At 34.4% G+C, this 19,002-nt stretch carries 23 protein-coding genes; 15 read left to right on the forward strand and 8 right to left on the reverse strand.

Annotation, left to right across the window (positions count from 1 at the left end; genetic code table 11):
- Positions 1–151: 151 nt before the first annotated feature.
- On the reverse strand, positions 152–376 hold the full coding sequence (locus tag FPG78_RS03755; RefSeq protein WP_144086680.1) for a hypothetical protein: 225 nt from the start codon (positions 374–376) through the stop codon (positions 152–154).
- Between the two features lie 629 nt (positions 377–1,005).
- Here FPG78_RS03755 and FPG78_RS03760 point away from each other — a divergent pair.
- Complete coding sequence (locus FPG78_RS03760) at positions 1,006–1,269, forward strand: hypothetical protein (protein WP_144086681.1); 264 nt, start codon at positions 1,006–1,008, stop codon at positions 1,267–1,269.
- 735 nt (positions 1,270–2,004) lie between these two features.
- On the opposite strand, the gene FPG78_RS08085 is transcribed toward FPG78_RS03760, so the two are convergent.
- From FPG78_RS08085 to FPG78_RS03780, 5 genes are all read right to left on the reverse strand, one after another.
- Positions 2,005–2,169 (reverse strand): hypothetical protein, encoded by a 165-nt coding sequence (locus FPG78_RS08085; protein ID WP_255431734.1) that lies wholly within the window; start codon positions 2,167–2,169, stop codon positions 2,005–2,007.
- Between the two features lie 177 nt (positions 2,170–2,346).
- Positions 2,347–3,252 carry a hypothetical protein gene (locus FPG78_RS03765; protein WP_144086682.1) on the reverse strand — a complete coding sequence of 302 codons (906 nt, stop codon included), beginning with the start codon at positions 3,250–3,252 and terminating at the stop codon, positions 2,347–2,349.
- Positions 3,253–3,772: 520 nt separating this feature from the next.
- A complete protein-coding gene (locus FPG78_RS03770; protein ID WP_144086683.1) occupies positions 3,773–4,237 on the reverse strand; it encodes an ankyrin repeat domain-containing protein in 465 nt (154 codons plus the stop codon).
- Positions 4,213–4,473: a hypothetical protein gene (locus tag FPG78_RS03775; RefSeq protein ID WP_144086684.1), complete on the reverse strand. Its 261-nt coding sequence runs from the start codon at positions 4,471–4,473 to the stop codon at positions 4,213–4,215. Before FPG78_RS03775 ends, FPG78_RS03770 begins: the two co-directional genes overlap by 25 nt.
- A gap of 84 nt (positions 4,474–4,557) precedes the next feature.
- A complete protein-coding gene (locus tag FPG78_RS03780) occupies positions 4,558–5,268 on the reverse strand; it encodes an ankyrin repeat domain-containing protein (RefSeq protein ID WP_186292448.1) in 711 nt (236 codons plus the stop codon).
- A 413-nt stretch (positions 5,269–5,681) separates the two neighbouring features.
- On the opposite strand from FPG78_RS03780, the gene FPG78_RS03785 reads away from it, so the two are divergent.
- Complete coding sequence (locus FPG78_RS03785; RefSeq protein ID WP_144086686.1) at positions 5,682–6,629, forward strand: Rpn family recombination-promoting nuclease/putative transposase; 948 nt, start codon at positions 5,682–5,684, stop codon at positions 6,627–6,629.
- Positions 6,630–6,639: 10 nt separating this feature from the next.
- Here the strand turns inward: FPG78_RS03785 and FPG78_RS03790 are convergent, their stop codons facing one another.
- The gene (locus FPG78_RS03790) at positions 6,640–7,515 is read right to left on the reverse strand and encodes a type IV secretory system conjugative DNA transfer family protein (RefSeq protein WP_144086687.1); all 876 of its coding nucleotides are present in this window, start codon (positions 7,513–7,515) and stop codon (positions 6,640–6,642) included.
- A complete protein-coding gene (locus FPG78_RS03795) occupies positions 7,508–8,305 on the reverse strand; it encodes a hypothetical protein (RefSeq protein WP_144086688.1) in 798 nt (265 codons plus the stop codon). Before FPG78_RS03795 ends, FPG78_RS03790 begins: the two co-directional genes overlap by 8 nt.
- A 373-nt stretch (positions 8,306–8,678) precedes the next feature.
- On the opposite strand from FPG78_RS03795, the gene FPG78_RS03800 reads away from it, so the two are divergent.
- The 13 genes from FPG78_RS03800 (at position 8,679) to FPG78_RS03860 (ending at position 18,990) form a co-directional block, all read left to right on the forward strand.
- A complete protein-coding gene (locus FPG78_RS03800) occupies positions 8,679–8,966 on the forward strand; it encodes a hypothetical protein (protein WP_144086689.1) in 288 nt (95 codons plus the stop codon).
- A 42-nt stretch (positions 8,967–9,008) separates the two neighbouring features.
- Positions 9,009–9,242 (forward strand): hypothetical protein, encoded by a 234-nt coding sequence (locus tag FPG78_RS03805; RefSeq protein WP_144086690.1) that lies wholly within the window; start codon positions 9,009–9,011, stop codon positions 9,240–9,242.
- Positions 9,239–9,550, forward strand: coding sequence for a hypothetical protein (locus FPG78_RS03810; RefSeq protein WP_144086691.1), 312 nt, complete (start codon positions 9,239–9,241; stop codon positions 9,548–9,550). The genes FPG78_RS03805 and FPG78_RS03810 overlap by 4 nt, the downstream gene beginning before the upstream one ends.
- The gene (locus FPG78_RS03815; RefSeq protein ID WP_144086692.1) at positions 9,529–11,694 is read left to right on the forward strand and encodes a VirB4 family type IV secretion system protein; all 2,166 of its coding nucleotides are present in this window, start codon (positions 9,529–9,531) and stop codon (positions 11,692–11,694) included. The genes FPG78_RS03810 and FPG78_RS03815 overlap by 22 nt, the downstream gene beginning before the upstream one ends.
- 2 nt (positions 11,695–11,696) lie before the next feature.
- Positions 11,697–11,951: a hypothetical protein gene (locus FPG78_RS03820; protein WP_144086693.1), complete on the forward strand. Its 255-nt coding sequence runs from the start codon at positions 11,697–11,699 to the stop codon at positions 11,949–11,951.
- Positions 11,952–12,032: 81 nt separating this feature from the next.
- On the forward strand, positions 12,033–12,797 hold the full coding sequence (locus tag FPG78_RS03825; protein WP_223261997.1) for a hypothetical protein: 765 nt from the start codon (positions 12,033–12,035) through the stop codon (positions 12,795–12,797).
- Positions 12,790–13,449, forward strand: a complete 660-nt coding sequence (locus tag FPG78_RS03830) for a hypothetical protein (protein ID WP_144086695.1) — start codon at positions 12,790–12,792, stop codon at positions 13,447–13,449. The genes FPG78_RS03825 and FPG78_RS03830 overlap by 8 nt, the downstream gene beginning before the upstream one ends.
- A gap of 25 nt (positions 13,450–13,474) precedes the next feature.
- Positions 13,475–14,053 (forward strand): hypothetical protein, encoded by a 579-nt coding sequence (locus FPG78_RS03835; protein WP_144086696.1) that lies wholly within the window; start codon positions 13,475–13,477, stop codon positions 14,051–14,053.
- A gap of 78 nt (positions 14,054–14,131) precedes the next feature.
- Positions 14,132–14,971, forward strand: coding sequence for a conjugative transposon protein TraM (traM, locus tag FPG78_RS03840; protein ID WP_144086697.1), 840 nt, complete (start codon positions 14,132–14,134; stop codon positions 14,969–14,971).
- Positions 14,968–15,900, forward strand: a complete 933-nt coding sequence (locus FPG78_RS03845) for a hypothetical protein (RefSeq protein WP_144086698.1) — start codon at positions 14,968–14,970, stop codon at positions 15,898–15,900. The genes traM and FPG78_RS03845 overlap by 4 nt, the downstream gene beginning before the upstream one ends.
- 5 nt (positions 15,901–15,905) lie before the next feature.
- Positions 15,906–17,576 carry an AAA family ATPase gene (locus FPG78_RS03850; RefSeq protein WP_144086699.1) on the forward strand — a complete coding sequence of 557 codons (1,671 nt, stop codon included), beginning with the start codon at positions 15,906–15,908 and terminating at the stop codon, positions 17,574–17,576.
- Between the two features lie 222 nt (positions 17,577–17,798).
- Positions 17,799–17,999, forward strand: coding sequence for a hypothetical protein (locus tag FPG78_RS03855; protein WP_144086700.1), 201 nt, complete (start codon positions 17,799–17,801; stop codon positions 17,997–17,999).
- A gap of 352 nt (positions 18,000–18,351) precedes the next feature.
- Positions 18,352–18,990 carry an HD domain-containing protein gene (locus tag FPG78_RS03860; RefSeq protein WP_144086701.1) on the forward strand — a complete coding sequence of 213 codons (639 nt, stop codon included), beginning with the start codon at positions 18,352–18,354 and terminating at the stop codon, positions 18,988–18,990.
- Positions 18,991–19,002 lie beyond the last annotated feature (12 nt).

The raw sequence follows: 19,002 nt of genomic DNA on the forward strand, positions 1-19,002 counted from the left end.
CGTAGCGGTAGCAAACTGTTTTATTCCCTACTGCATATTCCCGGAAGGTGGTTGTTTGTCTACTAAAATAAAATCCCACGGCTAGTGTCAATAACAAAAAGATCACTACAATTAAAAGGGGAATATTAAAAGATATCATAATGAGATGAATCTATATTTTGGGTTCTATGTTTTCTCTCGTTTGGTCTATACATGCCTTATTTTCAAGGAAAATGTATACGGCTTGATAAAAGAATTCATCTTGAGTCATATTTTTCCAATAACAATAATCCTGAATTTCCTCTATCATATTGGTTGGTAACACTGCTGGTATTTTTCGTGTCTCAATGCTTTTATCAGTATCAGTTGCATGATATTGATCCTCTTGTTCCTTCATTTTGTATTAGGTTTTTTTATGAAATGGTATCTAATATTAGTTTGGAAACTATCCCTTACTTAAAACGAATATAATATATATATATATATATGTACGTATATATGTATGTATATTTTTAAGAGACAAACTACTTATTTAAATTGATTATCTGATTATTATAAAATAGGAGAGGGTGGTTAAGAAATATTAAATAGTTTTTTTATTAAAAATTTAGTCTAAAGCTAGTTGGATAAACTATAGATTCTTGTTGAGAACAACTAATATAGATATATTGTTTTTCTATGAAATTCTGTAGATTATGTATCTGCGAAGAAATACTAGGTGTTTTTTGAAGGATTTAACTTCAGGTATTGAAAACTCAGCTTTCAAAACTAAATCGAAACACCTACTATAATCTGTTTAGAGAGGTTATTGGGAGAACGTCAACTTGATAGTTTACAAAGAATTAATTAAAATTAGTTTATGATTCTGGTGCGGGGTATTTCAAAATTGCTTTGTTAGTATTAATATGTTTGATTATATTTATATGTATATATGTGCGGTATACTTGTTAATTGTATGCTAAGGAACAATTTCTAAATTCAGATTTAGATCTGGTTGCTTCAATTTCAGTTCAAAAATAGTAAAAAATGAAAGAAAAAGAAGATCAAGGTACTACAACTGATACTGATAAAAGCATTGAGACACGAAAAATACTCGCAGTTTTGCCAATCAGTATGATAGAGAAGATTCAAGATTATTGTTATTGGAAAAACATGACTCAAAAAGAGTTCTTGTATCAAGCTGTAGCTGCGTTTCTAAAAGGGAAAAAAATTGAAAGTAGACCAGATTCAGTTAAACATAGAGATGAATTTCTTAGAAAACGTAAAGCTAAAAAAAACAACATACCATAAATGGTTAATCGGGTCTTTTGTTTTCATTGTTGTAAGTTTAAAGATTAATATCTAAAGGAATATGCAACCTGAAAAAATATTTACACACTTAAGTGGGCAGACCCGCATGTTTTATTGGAAAGAACTAGATCCCTTTCAATAATTGAAGTGCCTATTATCCGGGGCGTGTTTTCTTCTGCTACAAGTTCCAATAGAGCAACTTTCCAAGGTACGATGGCTGATCTGTTGATGGCTTTTTGGACGATAGGTACAATTCAGGCCTATCAGCCATACACTATAATCCTCAAGATATTTTTCATAATATAGCCATTATAGTAGGAAGTGTTCAATAAACCATAGGCGTCAAGTTAAGGCTATAGTTTATCGAACACTTCCTACTTATATGTACAGAGGCCTCTTTTTGCTCAAATTACTACTAGAACTACTCCTTTAGTAGAGATAATGTATTTTAATTGAAATGGGCTATCAACTCATTATATTCTTTATCATCATTATCTACCATATCTATATCATCTAGATTATCGAGGTTAAGTAGTGAGTGTGGGTGTTTCGTTCTTTCATGTTGTGTGCGACTATTGCTTTGGCTGAAAGCTTTCGTACAGTACCGACATTGGTAAGGTTTTTCTCCTGTGTGTCTTCTTTCATGTACTATTCGACCATTTATGTCAGCAAATTTTTTCGTACAGTACTGACATTGGTAAGGTTTTTCTCCTGTGTATCTTCTTTCATGTACTATTAGACCACTTGTGTCAGCAAATTTTTTCGTACAGTACTGACATTGGTAAGGTTTTTCTCCTGTGTGTCTTCTTTCATGTACTGTTCGGTCATTTGTGTCAGCAAATTTTTTCGTACAGTACCGACATTGGTAAGGCTTTTCTCCTGTGTGTCTTCTTCTTTCATGTACTATTTGACTACTTGTGTCAGCAAATTTTTTCGTACAGTACTGACATTGGTAAGGTTTTTCTCCTGTGTGTCTTCTTCTTTCATGTACTATTCGACTAATTTCTTTAGCAAATTTTTTCGTACAGTACTGACATTGGTAAGGTTGTTCTCCTGTATGAGTTCGTAGATGTGTTTTTAAAATATGTGAAGTTGTGTATCTCCCCTTCTCGCACCCGACCACCTACATATGCAATTTCCAGATGCGTGACTGTATACATGTGTGTAATAATCACTTTCTTGATCTTGGTTGTAAGTCCCATTACAGTTTTTCCAAAGACATCTGAAAGTTTTTGTTTCAGTGATCTCATCTACATGTTTACCTAACTCATTTATTTGATCATTCAAATATTGAACTGATTGATTATCACCAATTTCTATATTACCTAAGTCGAGTAGCTCTGATTTTTCCTGTAGGTTATCGTTTTCATTAGTGTGCTTTTTGATGTAATCGTTTATTTCCTGAATCACAGCTTTAATATTGTCAATGTTTTTAATATTTTTATTACTTGAAATATCGTCTTTTGCAAAATCAATAGAATGTTGTAGTATATATGTTTGTATAGTATATCCATATTGCTCTGACTCCTTGAATATCTTTTTGATTAAACCTATATTACCATTTACAGTTATCAAATCAATACAAGTCGAACGACCACTATTTTTAATATCTAAAATTTCATCTATTGTAGAATGGGGTGTTTGTATGGAAAATAATTTACGTATGATTATCATAAATATAGCTGGATTCGATTTGACTGCATGATGCAAGAAATTATCTCCTCCGCTATTTGTTTTTTCTAACAAATTAATTAGTGTAGGATGGTCACCTTTATGAAAATCATTTAAACACTGATTGAAATAATTCTCACCATCCTTGCCCATTTCGAGTTGATTATGCAGACATTCAACCATTTTTTCATAAAATACTATAGAAGGATCTTCTATAGAGCCATTGCTATGGTGAGGTAAATCTATTTGGCCATCTTGGCCACCATAATTGCTAATGTTTTTTGTATTACAACCATATATCAAGCATGCCAAGAACAGACAGTGCAAAAAGGAATACAAAGCCTTGGTATAAAATCTATTGTTTATTATATTTAAGTAATAGTTCACTTGGATGAAATTTTAAGTTAAAAATATAGATATGTTGAATGCATTAGTGAATATCAAATCAAGTTATTTTGATGAGCGGATGATCATACATCATACACCATAAAAATGGGGGTAGTATAATCCTTGGCATTAATTCAGTTAATTTTCACGCTAAAATGGCAGATAGGGAAACCTGCTAGCATCCATTGACCATAACCTAAACAGATATTATATATATAATAATATTATAAGTAGCCTGTTAATTTACAACTTGAAGTCATTGCATTCAAGCTATTATTTGTTATCTACACCTACGATTAAACTTACATGTCTGACTCAACAACCTTTTGCAAGGATGAAAAATTATTTATCAAAAAGCAAAAAATACCATAAAATAATTTTTATATTTTAACTACTCCGTTTGAAAATGTTATGTAAACATAGAGCAGTTATTTAAAACCTGATCTCACCTCAAATTGACTGGTTTGATTCTTTGTTTACAAGTAGGACAATTCTTGTCACGACCTTGCTGAGTTTGATGCCATTGTTCAAGGCATGCTTTATGAAAAAAATGGCTACATCTAGTTATATATAAATTATCTATACATGGATGGGACCAGCATATAGCACAATACGTATCGCATCCAGTCCTTTTAGCTTCTAGCAATAATTTATTAGCTTCTAGCAATAATTTACATACTTCTTTGTGACCTTCGCCGAAGGATATCGAAAGAGCGGTTTCTTTATGTCTATTTTTTGCATTGAGAACAATAGTGCTAGAGCCTAGTAATACTTGCACAGTCTCTGGACAACCTATATGCGCTGCTAGATGAAGAGGGGAATTGCCATCATTATTTTGTTTATTAAGATCAGTCCTTTGATCTTCAATTAAAAGTTTGACTTTGGCTAGATCTCCCTCTTTAACTGCCATATGAAGAGGGGAATTTCCACCGTTATCTGCCTCATTGAGGCCATACCCGCTTTCTGATGGGATATATTGCGTTCATTCAACATTTCAGGACCATATGTTTGTTCCTCTTTTACACCATACTTCTCGGACAATTTCTCACAACCAGTAGTCAGTACTATAGATAATCCAAAAACTAACCCATCTGCTAATTTGGAAATTAAAGTACCTGTTATATGTTTTTTATATTCGTTAGACATAATAAAATAAATTTAGATATACCCCAGAAGTGTTCGTTAAATCATACGCGTCAATTTAAGGGTTAATGAACACACCCTCAATTTTTACGCATAAGCCTGACGCAATTGATCAACATATTCATGATAGAAGGACCACTTAGCTATGTCAAGAGGTGTTTGGTTATACTGATTTTTAATATGGACATTAATTCGCTTTAATTTAAGCAATAACTTAGCTGCTTCTAAGTGTGCGTGGCAAGTAGCTAAATGGAGTGGCGTACTACTATACTTATTTTTTGCATTTATATCGATGGATGGTATGGCTAGTAAAACTTTAACCACTTCTATATGACCTTGATAAGCTGCCATATGTAGTGGTGTATTGGTATCTTTATCCCTAGCATTTATATTAATATCATTAACATTTAATAGTATTTTAACGGTTTCTATGCTACCATTGTAGCATGCTAAATGAAAAGGCGTCAAGCCATCTTTACCTTTACTATTTACGTTAATAAAAGGTTGATCCAATAATACTTGAATAATATTTAAATGATTTGCATATACTGCCAAATGTAGTGCAGTATCACCATCCTTATTTTTAATATTGACATTAATTTCTTTCATTGTCAATAACAATTGAATGTGTTTTACATTACCTTCACATGCTGCAAAATGTAACGAGGTATCGCCATATATATTTTTTGCATTCACATCAATTCCTTCAATTTTAAGTAGTTTGTTGAGGCGCTCTATATCATTAATGACTGCTGCCCAATGCAGGAAAGTATTCTCATGGTCATCTTTTGTATGCATTAACATCTGATCTTTTTGATTTAGTAAGCGTTAGGTGATTCATTTGATGGACTATTCCATTTCTTAACAGATGGCTATGCGTCGTATGCATATACAACTTAAGTTTATATGACTGTATTAGGTAAATGTAGTTTAATAGTTAATTTTAACTGACAACGAAATGTTTGCATAATATAAGGCATATTTATATAAAAAAGAATATAAAAATGCAAGTTAATGTCATATATTGATCTGTTTTAACTGTATAAATTCTTTTACAAGTTTTTTATCTACCTTAGGAGTTAAGAAATGCACAATTATATGCGTAATAAGAAATTGGTGTGGCTACATCACACATTTTTCAGTTCGATCTGCAAGTCACCACTTTATGAAGTTTAAATTCTTCTTTTTCTTAGAAATCAGTTACATAACACATGGCAACCAGATTAAAACATGACGCACTGGTCAAGAAAATCCTAACACAACAAGAGGCTGCTCAAGAATTTTTAGCACACTATTTACCGTCAGAGGTCAAAGAAAAGTTGGATTTAACCCGCATTACTATTGAAAGAGAATCTTATGTGGAACATAAGCTCAGAAAATCCCTAAGTGACCTAGTCTACTCGGTACGAACGAAAGATAATGACCAAGCCTTCGTCTACATCCTTATAGAGGCAGAGGTAAAACCTAATTATTGGATTGCACTGAAATTATGGCAATATATGCTTCGTTTATGTGAGCGCCATAAAAAAAAAGATAAAGACAAATTACCTCTGATCATACCAATTTTATTTTACCATGGCAGTAGACCCTTTAATGCACCAAAGAATTTATGGGCATTATTTAGTGATCCAAAACTTGCCAAACAGCTTATGGGTGGGGACTATAAACTAGTAGATTTGCAGTCCATGTCAGATGATGATATCAAGCAAAAGCAATATGTAGGAATGCTTGAATATGTTATGAAACATATCTATCAGCGAGACATGCTTAATCTATGGGAGGAATTTTTACAAAACTTTAAACCTTATATTCTACTTGACAAAGAAAAAGGCTATATTTATATTAAAAATTTCTTATGGTACACTGATAGCAAATTACCTGAAGATAAACAACAAGATTTAGAAAGAATCATCGATCAACATTTACCTGAACAAGATAAAGAAGATATTATGAGAACTATAGCACAAAAATATAGGGAAGAAGGCGTTCAAATTGGTCAAAAAAAAGGGAAACTAATAGGTATCCAAATTGGCCAAGAGAAAGGCAAGCTAGAGGGCAAGCTAGAAATAGCTAGAGTCCTGTTATCCGAAGGCGAATCGTTAGAGAGGGTGCTTCGGTTAACCGGTCTATCTCGTTCTCAGCTTAAGAGCATTATGTAGTTATGGTGTTTTACGAACGCCTACCTATTAAAACATCTACTTCTTGGTATATTTTTTTAAAATTTTGCTCAATGTCCACATATTGATGGCTCTCTTTCAGGTCTTTTAATTTTTGATTTTCAAATTTTTTATCAAAACTGCTTACCTTTTTCAAATTGTATTTGAAGAAAGCTTGATTGCTTTCCACTACCCTGCCAGCAAACGCTCCCACTTTAAAGTCCATAAAATCTTGAGAAGAAAGAATAGATTTTTCCTGTAGATGGGTACCCTCTCCGGCTGTTTCTGTACGACCGCTTTGGTAATGACTAGTTGAGAAAGAAGAAGAAACTACTTTTTTTTCTTTTTTTCCCATTAGGTGACTAGCCCAGTCAGCAGAAACCCCTTCTACATTGCCAATAATCTTATTGACAAGTGTATCCTGTATGCGTTTAGCCCCTATGCTACCGTAGGTATGTTCTAACTGTGCATTAGATTGTAGGCAAGCCACTGTGCTGATGCCATATTTTCTAGCAGTAGCCGGTAGCTCTGCTAACTCTGGAATAAACAATGTAGGCAACTCATCTATGGCTACAAAACTTTTGGTCCTATTATGGCCCATAGCTTTAAAGCAAACCGTTAGCAATAGCGAGATAACTGGTGAGAAGGCAGATTTAGCAGATGGATGGTTACCTATACATAGGATCGTTGGTTTCTCGCTATTATTGATCGTTAAGTCTAAATCATCCTGACTTAATACCCAAAATAAGTCTTTATTTAAAAGGATTTGCAAGTTCGTTTTAAAGGTAGCTATAATACCCACCAACTGCCCAGCTGTTTTTTCTCCACCCTTAAAAGCATCCAATATAGAACTAGCGTAACTAGCCGATTCGTCATCTTTTTCAATCAATTAAATAGGCCCTGTTTAGAATATATCTTGGCGCAATAGGGTTAACGCGTATACTATGTCTAAGAGAAGTAAAATTGATGCTATGGAATTGAAATTTAGTAGGAGCACAGAACTGTAAAAAACAATTAAAAACGAACTTGGTAAAACAGTAGTTATGATCAGGTGCAGTAGGCCTTCCTTCAAAGTCATAATCATAGATGATACCAGCGTAGCCTTTTTTAATCAATGCGTATAATATAGGCTCCAGTACATAGCGTGTCTTGCCACTACCTTGGTTTCCTAAAATGTATATGCCCCTTTGTGGATTATTAATGGGCAATTGTCCATTATATGCATGTAATGTGATACTTTTTTCTCTGTTTTGCGTCTTAGTAGGATTAATCAGTTGGAAATGGCCTTCATCGTTACTAAATGGAATCAGAAAGGTAACTAACGCAAACAGCAAGGGATATAACCAGATATGAAAACTTCCTTTTACCCAGAATATAGGGTAATACATTAAATAACAATAGAAAAGCACCGTCCAACCTAATACTAACAAACTGTTAAAGTGCCATTTTTGTTTAAGTCTTTCAATCAACCTAGTGACTTTATCATATTGATAGTGGAGTAAGCATAGTACGTATAGGCTATTAACCATCCAGTTATGTTGCACAGCTATACAATAAGATAGGAATGTAGCCAATGCATCAGGTATAAGTGCTATATCATTTAAGTAGAGTAGGTGTAGGTAAAAGAACAGCTGATAGCCTATCAAAAAAGCAAATACTATAGAAATATTTTGGTTCATTCATGAAAATATGAAAAAATAATTTTAAATCTATTGCTTTTATAGAATTAATTTTGTATAGTCCATAAATTTTTATAAGTATGCAATACTTTCGTAAAACATTTATACTACTTTTAATATTTTATACTCATTTGCAGGGAAAAGAAGATTTAGGAAATCATACTAGTTACACAGTTAGTCATATAAAAGAAGTTAAGTCACCCTTTTTAAGACATACAGAAGGTTGTAGATCTGTAGGGTTAGCTTGGAATAGAATGCCTGATGATCAGTTATGTTATGGTATATACTATTATATGTATATGAATCCATCCATATCCTTACGCTTTAGTGGAGGTATTTCACCTGTTAAACGTAACTATAAAAACCATATGCGATGGGTTATTTCACCCTCGTTTTTTATACACTTTGTGCTATAAATGCCGACCATTACATCAGTTTGTTTCTAGGTCCTATTGTAGAATATGGTCCTTATCAGGCTGTTATTTTTGGATTACCAAATCGGAATAGGTGGGATATCAGAGTAACCTTAGGATCCCATTATACTTTTTATTTCAATCAAAACTGGGCTATTGGCATAGGAATAGGCCCCTGCATTGGCTTGCTTAAAGATAAAGGAGCAAGCGGGTTACTCGCTAGTATTTGCTTGCAATACAACCTGTAAACCAGCCAATTTACTATATCTGACCTAAAACATTAATCATCTATGGCATTACATGACAACTTAGAAGAATTAAAAGACTGGGCTAGTAGTATAACCAATAGTATATTTATTATTGCGGCCACCGTTACAGGATTGATGGTAGCAGCCAAATTCATCAATAGCAGAGATAAAAAAGAAGCAATGAGTTATGCGATTTGGTGGATAGTGGGCATTTTCTTTTTCTTTGTATGCTCTTCTATTATTTCAGAGATTATGGATATGTTTGGTAATCAATGATTATCGTTAATAAAAGCATAGAAAAAAGAGAGATGATAGGCCCTCTTTATACCCATGAAGCATTGCTACTGGTACTCTTTAGCATGGTGTCTCTCTTTGGGCTAATGGTTTTAAATAAAATCTTTAAGATCAGTAAGCTATGGATGCTAACTTGTCCTGCTTTATTTTTTCTGCTATTGATCCTATTGAGATATATGAGAAAAAATCAAAACCCAACTTATTTGTTTTCTTGGATGGCTTTTCATTTCAAGCAACCTAAGTATATAAACGCAAAAAAAAGCAAGCTGTGTTACAAGATCACTATATAGAAAACTATATACCCATTGTTGAGTTTCAAGATGAATGCATCATTTTGGAAGATGGAGCAGTAGCCATAGGTTATGAGTTGAAACTGTTTCTCGATGAAGGAGTAGGAGAGGGGGAGTATAAAAATTGTATAGATACCCTAGCCCAAACCATTCGAAGATTTCCTATCGGAACCGTTATACAACAGTTAGATAGCTATTCCAATAAAACATTTCATACAGAGATCCAAAATGGCTACAATTTTTTTCATCAAAAGCAACTAGAACATTGTAATGGACATATTTTCTTAACCCATGTAACCTATCTATTCGTCATATGTAGGCCTACTACCCATAGCATAGAGCCGCATACTACTACTTTTTCTTGTGGAAAGGGTTACTTTAAACACCCACTGTCAGAACTAAAAAAAACAATTGATCAAGCAAAAAAGTGTAGTATAGAGTTAGAAGCGGCCTTTCCAGATGGTTGGCAGTATAGACAGTTAACTGCGTCAGATAATCTTAGCTTGCTCTATGATTGGTTAAACCTAGACTTTAGTGGCACCATAGATGGTTTAGAGCATGGCCTAACCAATCAAAAAGGATTTTTTAAAATTGGCAATAAGCAAGTCGCTATTGTATCAATGCAAAGCCAATCGAATAAGCCTGACTATACCAGTAAAAATGGGCTAGGTAATGGGGGAGGGGTGACGGTACCTTTTACCTGGGCGTTAAGCCACTATATGTACTGCCCTCATATTGTTGTACAAGCCATTGCCATTCAAAATACAGAAGACTTTTTACAAAGCCGTACCAAAGCATTAGAATGGAGCCAAGCGACTAAGCGCAACAACCGAGAGATTCGTAATGTAAACCAAGATATGGAAGCACTGATTGCCTTTGAAGCAGCCATTAGAGCGCAAGAAGAAGTGATCGTAACCTTGAACTATCTGGTTATCCTTTATGAAGTAGATCCACAACGGTTGGTTTGTAACATCGAAAAGGTTAAAAAAGTATTCAAAAAGCTAGATATGGGCCCTTTTGTAGAGGACTATGATACGGCTAATCTATATTTTTCAGCGATACCTGGCAATGGCCATCAGCTTTATAGAGGACAACCGATTGCACTTAAAACTGCACTAAGTTATTTCAATAAGATTACCCCTAGAAGTGGTGGTAGCAATGGTATACTATTAGCGAATAGACAACAGACACCGATTTATTATGACCCCTTTAACCTAAACTTAGACAACCAAAATGCTTTTGTTTTTGGGCCTTCTGGATCTGGTAAATCTTTTTTTAATGGCAAAATGATTAAAGATCGCTTTCAATCAGGTCATATAGTCATTGTGATAGATAGTGGAGGTACCTACAGAAGGCTTTTTCAAATACTAGGTGGGAAGTATATAGAATACAATGCAGCAACACCGCTCCATTTAAATCCATTTCTGATAAAACCTGAAGCAGATGGCTTATTTAAGCCAGATATCAATAAAGTAACTTTTTTGGTACAATTGATTGGAAAAATCTGGAAAGGAGATTTAAATACAAATCCTATGAGTAAAGTAGAAAAAGCGCTACTAGCTGGATGGATTCCCGAATATTATGCCATTTTACATAAGGACTCTGTACCAAGTCTAACTGGGTTTTATGATTACCTCAAAAAACTAGTAGATCAGAAAGGCCAACAGGTTAAAAAATTAACCGATGAGGGATTGTTTCCATTTCATGGGTTTTTCATTGTACTGCATCCTTTTGCCCATGGGATCTATAAAGAGCACTTTAATTCCTACGAGCAGGTCTATTTAGAAGACCACAAACTGATTTGTTTTGAGCTAGAAGTGATCAAAAATAATCCTAAACTCTATCCCCTAGTCGTACAAGTGCTATTTGAGTTTGCATTTGAAATGGTCGCCCAATATCCTGACGTGACTAAGTTTATTGACATTGAAGAAGGGTGGACCATGTTAGATGACTATGCCGAAGAAAACATTGAAGCCTTTTTTAGAAAAGGCAGAAAAACCAAAACTTCCATTCGGATCATTACCCAAAACATAGATGAAATCAAAGCCTCTAAAATAGCTGGTGCCATGAAAAACAATACCTCCACTTTTATATTGATTTACAATGAAAAAAATCGAGTAGGGAAGATATTGGGGCATTTATAGGCATGACCCCCTTTGAAATGGAAAAATATGAAAGCTTAAGACGAAAAAATGGTTCAAATGGGTATAGAGAAGTTTTCATTAAAGAAATGGGAGATTCTAATATATGGCTACTGCATACCTCTCTTTGGGAACATGCATTACTCACCTCTAGGCCAGATGAAAGAAACGCTATTACCAGACTGATTCAAGCAAAAGGAGATGCCCAATTGGGTATTGCCGAGTGGGTAGACGGGCAACAAAAATTACAAACTAAATAGCCATGGAATATCTATCTGTGCACTATGTTTCCAGTGAGGTCTGGAGTGTTATGAAACAGGTTACCAAGACTACAACAGAAATTGCGTTGTTCTTGCTGCCTACCTTTAAGCATTGATTTTTGCGTGCGATACATCAAAGAGGGATTAAATGAATCCAGTAGTAAATCGGCCATTATGGAAAATATCGCTAAAGGGATGGTATTGACGCTATTGTTCTGCCACTTCGAAGAGATCAATGGGCTATTAGATAGGATAACCAGCGCACTAATTGATGAATTGGGCTTGAATCAGGCCATGCAAAAATATCTAGAAGCACAAAAAGAAAACCTAGAGAACAATCAAGCAGATGGGTTTTGGGGATCAGGTAACTATGTCATTCAATCGATACTCAATAAAATCAAAAATCTTGTATTGGGCTTTTTACAAATGTTTTCCAGAGGGGTAATGCATGCTATAAGGGGCCATTTACTCGTTTTTTCTACCCAAATAGGGCCACTAGCCATTGCTATGAGTTCGCTTCCAGGTAGGTATCAAAAAATAGCCGCTAATTGGTTTAGCTTGCACCTCTCTTTTTTTATGTGGGGGTTCACGATGGCTTTAATAGACCTAAGCATTATTCAGTTAAATATCAAAACGGTAGCGGGGTGCGATATGTTAAACTTAATAGGAGCGGTAGCATTAGTAGCCATGTATTTAATTGTGGGCACCATTACTGGATTATATATAGGAGAAATGATGGGTGGCACGATCTTTACCACCGTAACCAGTTTTGCTATACATCAAATTGTAGCAACTGGTAAACAGATCTATAAACTTAAAAAAGAGCGTTTCAATAAAAATGGTTAACGTAGATGCATTCAATAGCTATAAGCTCAGCAGGCTGATTGGGCGTATACAATATTTATCTATAGGGGTTATCGCTATTTTAACGGGATTAAACTGTTTCTTTGCTACCAAATGGATCGGTGCTATAAACAATGACTTAACCTATTTTGTAACGCCAGAAGGGAGCTATTGTAGTAGAAAAAGAAAACAATCGATTCGACGAGAACCCTTTGAAATAGAAAATTTTACCATTTGGTTTCTTAAAAATGCTTTTGAGAATAATGAATATACCTATCAAGCTAACTTACTGTCCTGTTTACAGGTTATGGATAAAAAAAGTGATCTGTTTCTAAAAAGCAAATACAATGAAGAAGAGGTATTTCAGGTATATAAAAGCTATAACGGTATATCCACTTTGTCAGTTGAACAGATAGAGACCAACCTGATGGATTATCCATACGAAGTAGTAGCCTTTTACACGACTACTTTGCAGTTCTTGGGGTTAGAAGGCAAAAAGCTTAGCGGAATAGATCATAAAGAATTACCCGGAGGGGTCTATTTTAAAGTGAAAACAACCCACAGAAGCAAAGAAAATCCCTATGGATTACTCATTACTGAATTTACTTTTGTTGACCCTAAAAATAAGCGTGAATATGTGCAAAATAATACGTAACCTGCTAATAAGTTGTCTTTTTTGTTTGAACGCTCAAGCAAAAATAACCAGTTATAGTCCTTTAGAGGAGATACAAGTGGCCCATCGATTTTCCTCGATGCTATTGTTTGATGAGGCTATTAAAGAGGTCATTATGCCAAATAAAGATTATATCGCTAATATCAACCAAAACATGGTCTTGTTGCGGGCTACCAAACCCAGTACGGGTGCTACTTCTATAGTGGTCACTTTTAAAAAGGGGAGTAAGGTCTTTAATGGCCTATTGCGATCTACCAATAAACCGCAAGAAGTCTATGATTTTACAAGTAAAGAGGAAGAAGAGGCTAGCCCCCATCCTACATTAGACCATCAGGTATTACAAAAAATAAAACAGATTCAATCAATGGATCAAACCTATTTTAATATAGGCAAACATACCAGGTATTATGACCTTATACTTACCAATTTATTTCATGATGAGGAGTATACCTACCTAAAAGTATATTTAGAGAACAAAACAGGTCTAACCTTTGAACTCTTTGAAACCAATTTCCAGCACTACAATAGTAAAAAAAGTAGAAAGTTTTACCACGCTATACTACATCTACTAATGGCAAACTATTAGTCCACTTTGTGGAACAATCTGGTAGTCGTTTGGTGAACCTATCTATACCTGCGCGTCTACTTTTAGAAGCACCCTACTATGGTAAAGCGTAAATATCTATTATTGGTTGTCATTGGTACTATTGTAACCTTTGGAAAGATCTTTGTGGGAAAACGCAAAATAGAAAATTTTAACCCTGTAAACGTCAAAGTACCGGATTTTCAAGAGATTAAAAAGAATGATGCCAAAACATTACTCGACGAGTATGATGAAGAGCTATCTGGTAAAAAAGAATCGCTCCTAAAGAAAACTTCTAGAAAGGGGATCTCATCACTAGCTGGCCTCTTTAACCTAAAACCTTTAGAAAAACCTAAAAAGCCTAAAAAAAAGCAAACTATGTTTACGAAATTACCTAAAAAAACTACTGTTCAAACAGCACCAAGCCAGGGTTTTATTTCCTATCAAGACAACCCAAAAGAAGAAATTTTGAATACCTTCTACCGTGTCCACTTAGAGGAAAATCAAAAAGTAACAGACGAAAGTGCTGTAATCCTTAAACTAGAAGAAAACGGTATCATCGACGAAACGGTGTTGCCAGCGGGTACGGTTTTATACGGCAAAGCTAAATTTGCTAAAAATAGAATATTAGTAGCCATACATGTAGCCCAATATCTAGACAGGGCCTTTCCGATCTCTCTATCTTGTTACGATACTGATTTCCTACCTGGCCTCTTCTGCGAAGGTGTAAATCCTATTATTGAAAACAACAGTCATAAAGTATTGGATATGGTCACCGATCAAGTCGATTCGGGCTTAGCCAGTGAAGTCAGTAAAATGGCTACCCAATTCGTTAAAGATGTAACCAAAACCAAGTCCTTTAAACTGCATAAAGGTAGAGAGGTATATGTTTGTGCAGGAAAACAATTAAAAAATAAATGAAAAAATATTTATGGGTAGTATTTCTATCAACCGCTACTGTAGCTTACGCAGGAGATAAATGGGATAAGGCCAAAGAGACCCTGAAAGATGTGGTGAATAGTACGTTAGATTATATACCATTCGGCAATACGATCAAAAAACTATTTGGCAAGCAAGATAAACAAGTAGACCTTCTAAAAACGATTGCAAAAACAGAACAAAGCACCTTTGATAAAATCAGAGATAGTGCCCGAACAGCTATGGAAACCAAAAGAGCCATAGAAAAGGCTGGTAGAGCGGTAAGAGATGCGGTTAACTTAGGTAAGAAACTCAAAAATATGAGTTTTAAAAAAATGATCTTAGGTCAAACAGAAGATCTATTGGGCATTAGTTTAAACCCTGCTCGGTATATACCGGAAACAAAATATACCAATAAACTTAAAAAGAACATGAAATATAGCTGTGCAAGAGAAAAACAAACCATTCATTCAGTGAATAGATTTCTGAAAAATACAGGTAAATTAGTAGGCATCAAGGCAGCAAATGGGAAATATACCGATTTGAAAAAACTTAATAAAGAGATCGAAAAATCGATTCAATATGATCGTACGGTCGGGGAATATGCCCATACCAAACAGCTACTCCTAGCAGACGCTTACCAAAGAGAAGCCGATGAGTTACTAGCCAATAATAAAGAGATTCAGTATTTATTAGATGATGATGCAGCGGGTCTTAAAGTCAATGAACGGCTAGCAGCTTATAATCTGCTGCAAAAAAATATCATTTCCTCAACAAAACTTAAAGAAAAAGCTGTAAAATTACGAGAGAAGGCTTCTACTTTAACTAAAGTTGACCAGCAAGTTATCGCAGCAGAACAAGATAGGCTTACTTGGAAAAGTATGGTAACATACGAAATCAATGAAAGAGAGAGAAAAAGAAACTTAAAATAGACAAAATGATGCGTAAGATAGATGCACTGCCTATTGGCTATTCAGATGTTGAAAGGGTTATCCGAACAGGCTACTATGTAGATAAAACTCGATATGCACAAGAGCTAATAGAAAAAGAAAATCCTATTTTCATAGCCCGGCCTCGCAGATTTGGGAAATCGCTATTTATCAATACACTGGCTACTATAGCTAGTGGAGAAAAAGAGATTTTTAAAGATTATCATATAGGTAAACCAGAAAATGGGTATCAATGGAAGAAATATCCGGTGATTGATTTGGATTTTTCAGGTGTATCTAATAACACACCTGAAGAACTAAGCGCATCTATTAAAATGGTACTAAAAGAAATAGCCTTTTCATATAATGTAAAAATAGAAGATGCTACCGTGAAAGATGCGCTACGTAGTCTAGTGCTACAACTCTTAAACCTAGAAGATACTATAGAAAGCAAGGAAAGTATAAAATCTGTTTATGAATCCAAAATAGTAGTATTGATAGACGAATACGATGCACCTATAGTTCATCTAACAAAAGGCTCAGATCTAGAAAAATCCAATATTAAAGTCATGAAAGATTTCTTTATGACTTTAAAATCCCTTAACAAACATTTTCAATTTACCTTTATCACTGGGGTTAGTAAGTTTAGTTTATCTGATGTGTTTTCAGGGGCTAATCATTTAGACGATATTACTATTTCCAAAGATGCTGATGCCATGTTTGGATATACGCAAGAAGAGATCGTAACTATATTCTCAAAAAACTTACAAGATATTGCTAAAAAATGGAGTGTAAAAGAAAATAAAAAAGTTACTAAATCAGAAGTTATGAGTGGTATTGCGACTTATTACAATGGTTATAAGTTCCATCAAGATGGTGTAAGTGTGTATAATCCCTGGTCTACGTTAAAGTTTTTAAACAGTAGTGAACTAGAAAACTACTGGTACGAATCAGGCAGCCCAACTATCCTCATTAACCAGATGCTAGCAGACCCTGATAGATTTCAGTTAGATGCACTACCTATTGATGCCTATAGACATCAGTTAATGTATACAGGCAGCAGGAATGAGATTAGTTTAAAAGCCCTGATGTTTCAAACCGGCTACCTAACAATAGATAGTTATGGGCCATCTACAGGCGTTTATAAGCTCAAGTTTCCTAATCAAGAAATAGCAAAAGCTTTTCATCAAACGATCCAAGATAGCTTAGAACGGCGTGTTAAAGACTATTTTCTATCCATACAAGATCAAATAAAAAGCGCTTTACAAACAAAAGACATTGAGTCCTTTATTATCGCCATTAATATAGCCTTTGCTAGCATCCCTTACTATATCACTAGTAAAACGGAAAAAGATTATCACAGTAACCTCCATATGTTACTCTATGGTCTAAACTGCTTAGAGGGTATTAATAGTCATATGGCTAGTGAAGCTTCTTCTAGCAAAGGTAGGGCTGATATAGTACTAACTATTGGTAGCATCGTCTATATTATAGAAATCAAGTATAAATCGAGTGGTAAAGTAGCTTTACAACAAATTAAAGATAATCGCTATTATACTTCCTATCTATTGAAAGCCAAAGAGATTATCTTATTGGGTATTAACTTTGACGAAGCATCAAAATCTATAGATAGCTGGGCACATGAAACCGTAAACAGAGCAGCGCATCTAAAAAAATAAAATCAGTGGCTTTATAAATTTTATAAAAACAACGTAACACCACTACAACTACACAAAATAGTACTACTTTTTCCCATACAGTTTACATATAAATGTAGGCTACTTTTTCAAAAGTATAGCACACTATACTTTACTACGTAAAGTGTATCCACACAAACGCTCTATATCTCCAATTTCGTTAATCTATAATCAAGCAAAGGGGAAAGAAATTTCCCATGATTTATGCAGCAATATACGATACAACCCATACAATATGTCGTACTACACATCACTAAATATAAAGAAACAGGCAGAATAGGCACACATATAGACAGAAAAAATTTGACTCAAAATGTAGCACACTTTAAAAGCGATATAGACCCAGCAATGCGTGAATTATTGGGACCACATATTGATCATACACGTTGTAGTATGCATGCTTGATTGATTTTAAGATTTGATCCGAGTGGGGCTAGTTTCTATTTTTTAGGTGTCCAAACCTCAAAAAAAATAAATTTTTTAGCCTTCTTCGGGAGGCTTTTTTTATGCCCTTCGAATGGATAATTTTTATTGTTAAATAGTCACCATGCTTCGACAGTGCTTTACAAAATTTATAAATACTTAATAATGAGCCTTTTATACATTACTTTCTTCCATAATTCTATTTAACATAATATTAATTATATAACAAATACAGGAAAGGAATAAGCCAATGAAATGCTGGTTCATTATATCATAGAAACAGAAATCTGTTTAACCTGTCTCTACATATTACCTAATTAATGGTAAAAAAGTTATGCGGGTTAAGCGATATCTTACCGATGACTTATCTAATAAGGTAGCAGAAACTGATGAAAGTTTAATTCAAGAAAAAGAGCTCATTAGTCTGCTTGTAAACAAAACAACTTTAACTGAGCAAAAGGTAACTGAAACCATTAATTTTATTAAGAACGCACATGGCAATACGATACGTAAGTCAGGTGAGCCTTATTATACCCACCCTATGGAGGTAGCTAAGATTGTATTAGAGGCTACAAATAATGCTGATACCATTTTGGCTGCTCTATTGCATGATGTAGTAGAGGATACAATGGTTACATTGGAGCAAATCGAACTACTATATGGAATGGAAGTTGCTTATATAGTAGACATGGTTACGTATTATAATACTTATGGTTATCGATGGAAATTAGATCATTCAGATAGTCAAATTATATTAAATCAGTGTAAGGACATTCGTGTCGTTCAGATTAAATTAGCTGATAGGCTGCATAATCTAAGAACTATATCTGTAAGAAAGCTAGCAGACCAAAAAAGAATAGCCAAAGATACTATAGACTTTTATATTCCATGGTCCAAAAAAAATAATATTTTAATCTGGTTATCAGAAATAGAGCATATATGTGAGCAGATTTTACATACTAATCCTACATAGTCGTCCCTGAAG

It is taken from the genome of Cardinium endosymbiont of Dermatophagoides farinae, from assembly GCF_007559345.1.
In the GTDB taxonomy this organism is placed as follows: Bacteria; Bacteroidota; Bacteroidia; order Cytophagales; family Amoebophilaceae; genus Cardinium.

Excerpts from the sequence above, each read along its gene's own strand:
- FPG78_RS03755 (WP_144086680.1), bottom strand. The coding sequence starts at position 376 with ATGAAGGAACAAGAGGATCAATATCATGCAACTGATACTGATAAAAGC.
- FPG78_RS03760 (WP_144086681.1), top strand. The coding sequence starts at position 1,006 with ATGAAAGAAAAAGAAGATCAAGGTACTACAACTGATACTGATAAAAGC.
- FPG78_RS08085 (WP_255431734.1), bottom strand. The coding sequence starts at position 2,169 with ATGAAAGAAGAAGACACACAGGAGAAAAGCCTTACCAATGTCGGTACT.
- FPG78_RS03770 (WP_144086683.1), bottom strand. The coding sequence starts at position 4,237 with ATGGCAGTTAAAGAGGGAGATCTAGCCAAAGTCAAACTTTTAATTGAA.
- FPG78_RS03775 (WP_144086684.1), bottom strand. The coding sequence starts at position 4,473 with ATGTCTAACGAATATAAAAAACATATAACAGGTACTTTAATTTCCAAA.
- FPG78_RS03780 (WP_186292448.1), bottom strand. The coding sequence starts at position 5,268 with ATGCATACAAAAGATGACCATGAGAATACTTTCCTGCATTGGGCAGCA.
- FPG78_RS03785 (WP_144086686.1), top strand. The coding sequence starts at position 5,682 with ATGGCAACCAGATTAAAACATGACGCACTGGTCAAGAAAATCCTAACA.
- FPG78_RS03795 (WP_144086688.1), bottom strand. The coding sequence starts at position 8,305 with ATGAACCAAAATATTTCTATAGTATTTGCTTTTTTGATAGGCTATCAG.
- FPG78_RS03800 (WP_144086689.1), top strand. The coding sequence starts at position 8,679 with ATGGGTTATTTCACCCTCGTTTTTTATACACTTTGTGCTATAAATGCC.
- FPG78_RS03805 (WP_144086690.1), top strand. The coding sequence starts at position 9,009 with ATGGCATTACATGACAACTTAGAAGAATTAAAAGACTGGGCTAGTAGT.
- FPG78_RS03810 (WP_144086691.1), top strand. The coding sequence starts at position 9,239 with ATGATTATCGTTAATAAAAGCATAGAAAAAAGAGAGATGATAGGCCCT.
- FPG78_RS03820 (WP_144086693.1), top strand. The coding sequence starts at position 11,697 with ATGACCCCCTTTGAAATGGAAAAATATGAAAGCTTAAGACGAAAAAAT.
- FPG78_RS03830 (WP_144086695.1), top strand. The coding sequence starts at position 12,790 with ATGGTTAACGTAGATGCATTCAATAGCTATAAGCTCAGCAGGCTGATT.
- traM (WP_144086697.1), top strand. The coding sequence starts at position 14,132 with ATGGTAAAGCGTAAATATCTATTATTGGTTGTCATTGGTACTATTGTA.
- FPG78_RS03845 (WP_144086698.1), top strand. The coding sequence starts at position 14,968 with ATGAAAAAATATTTATGGGTAGTATTTCTATCAACCGCTACTGTAGCT.
- FPG78_RS03850 (WP_144086699.1), top strand. The coding sequence starts at position 15,906 with ATGATGCGTAAGATAGATGCACTGCCTATTGGCTATTCAGATGTTGAA.
- FPG78_RS03855 (WP_144086700.1), top strand. The coding sequence starts at position 17,799 with ATGCAGCAATATACGATACAACCCATACAATATGTCGTACTACACATC.
- FPG78_RS03860 (WP_144086701.1), top strand. The coding sequence starts at position 18,352 with ATGCGGGTTAAGCGATATCTTACCGATGACTTATCTAATAAGGTAGCA.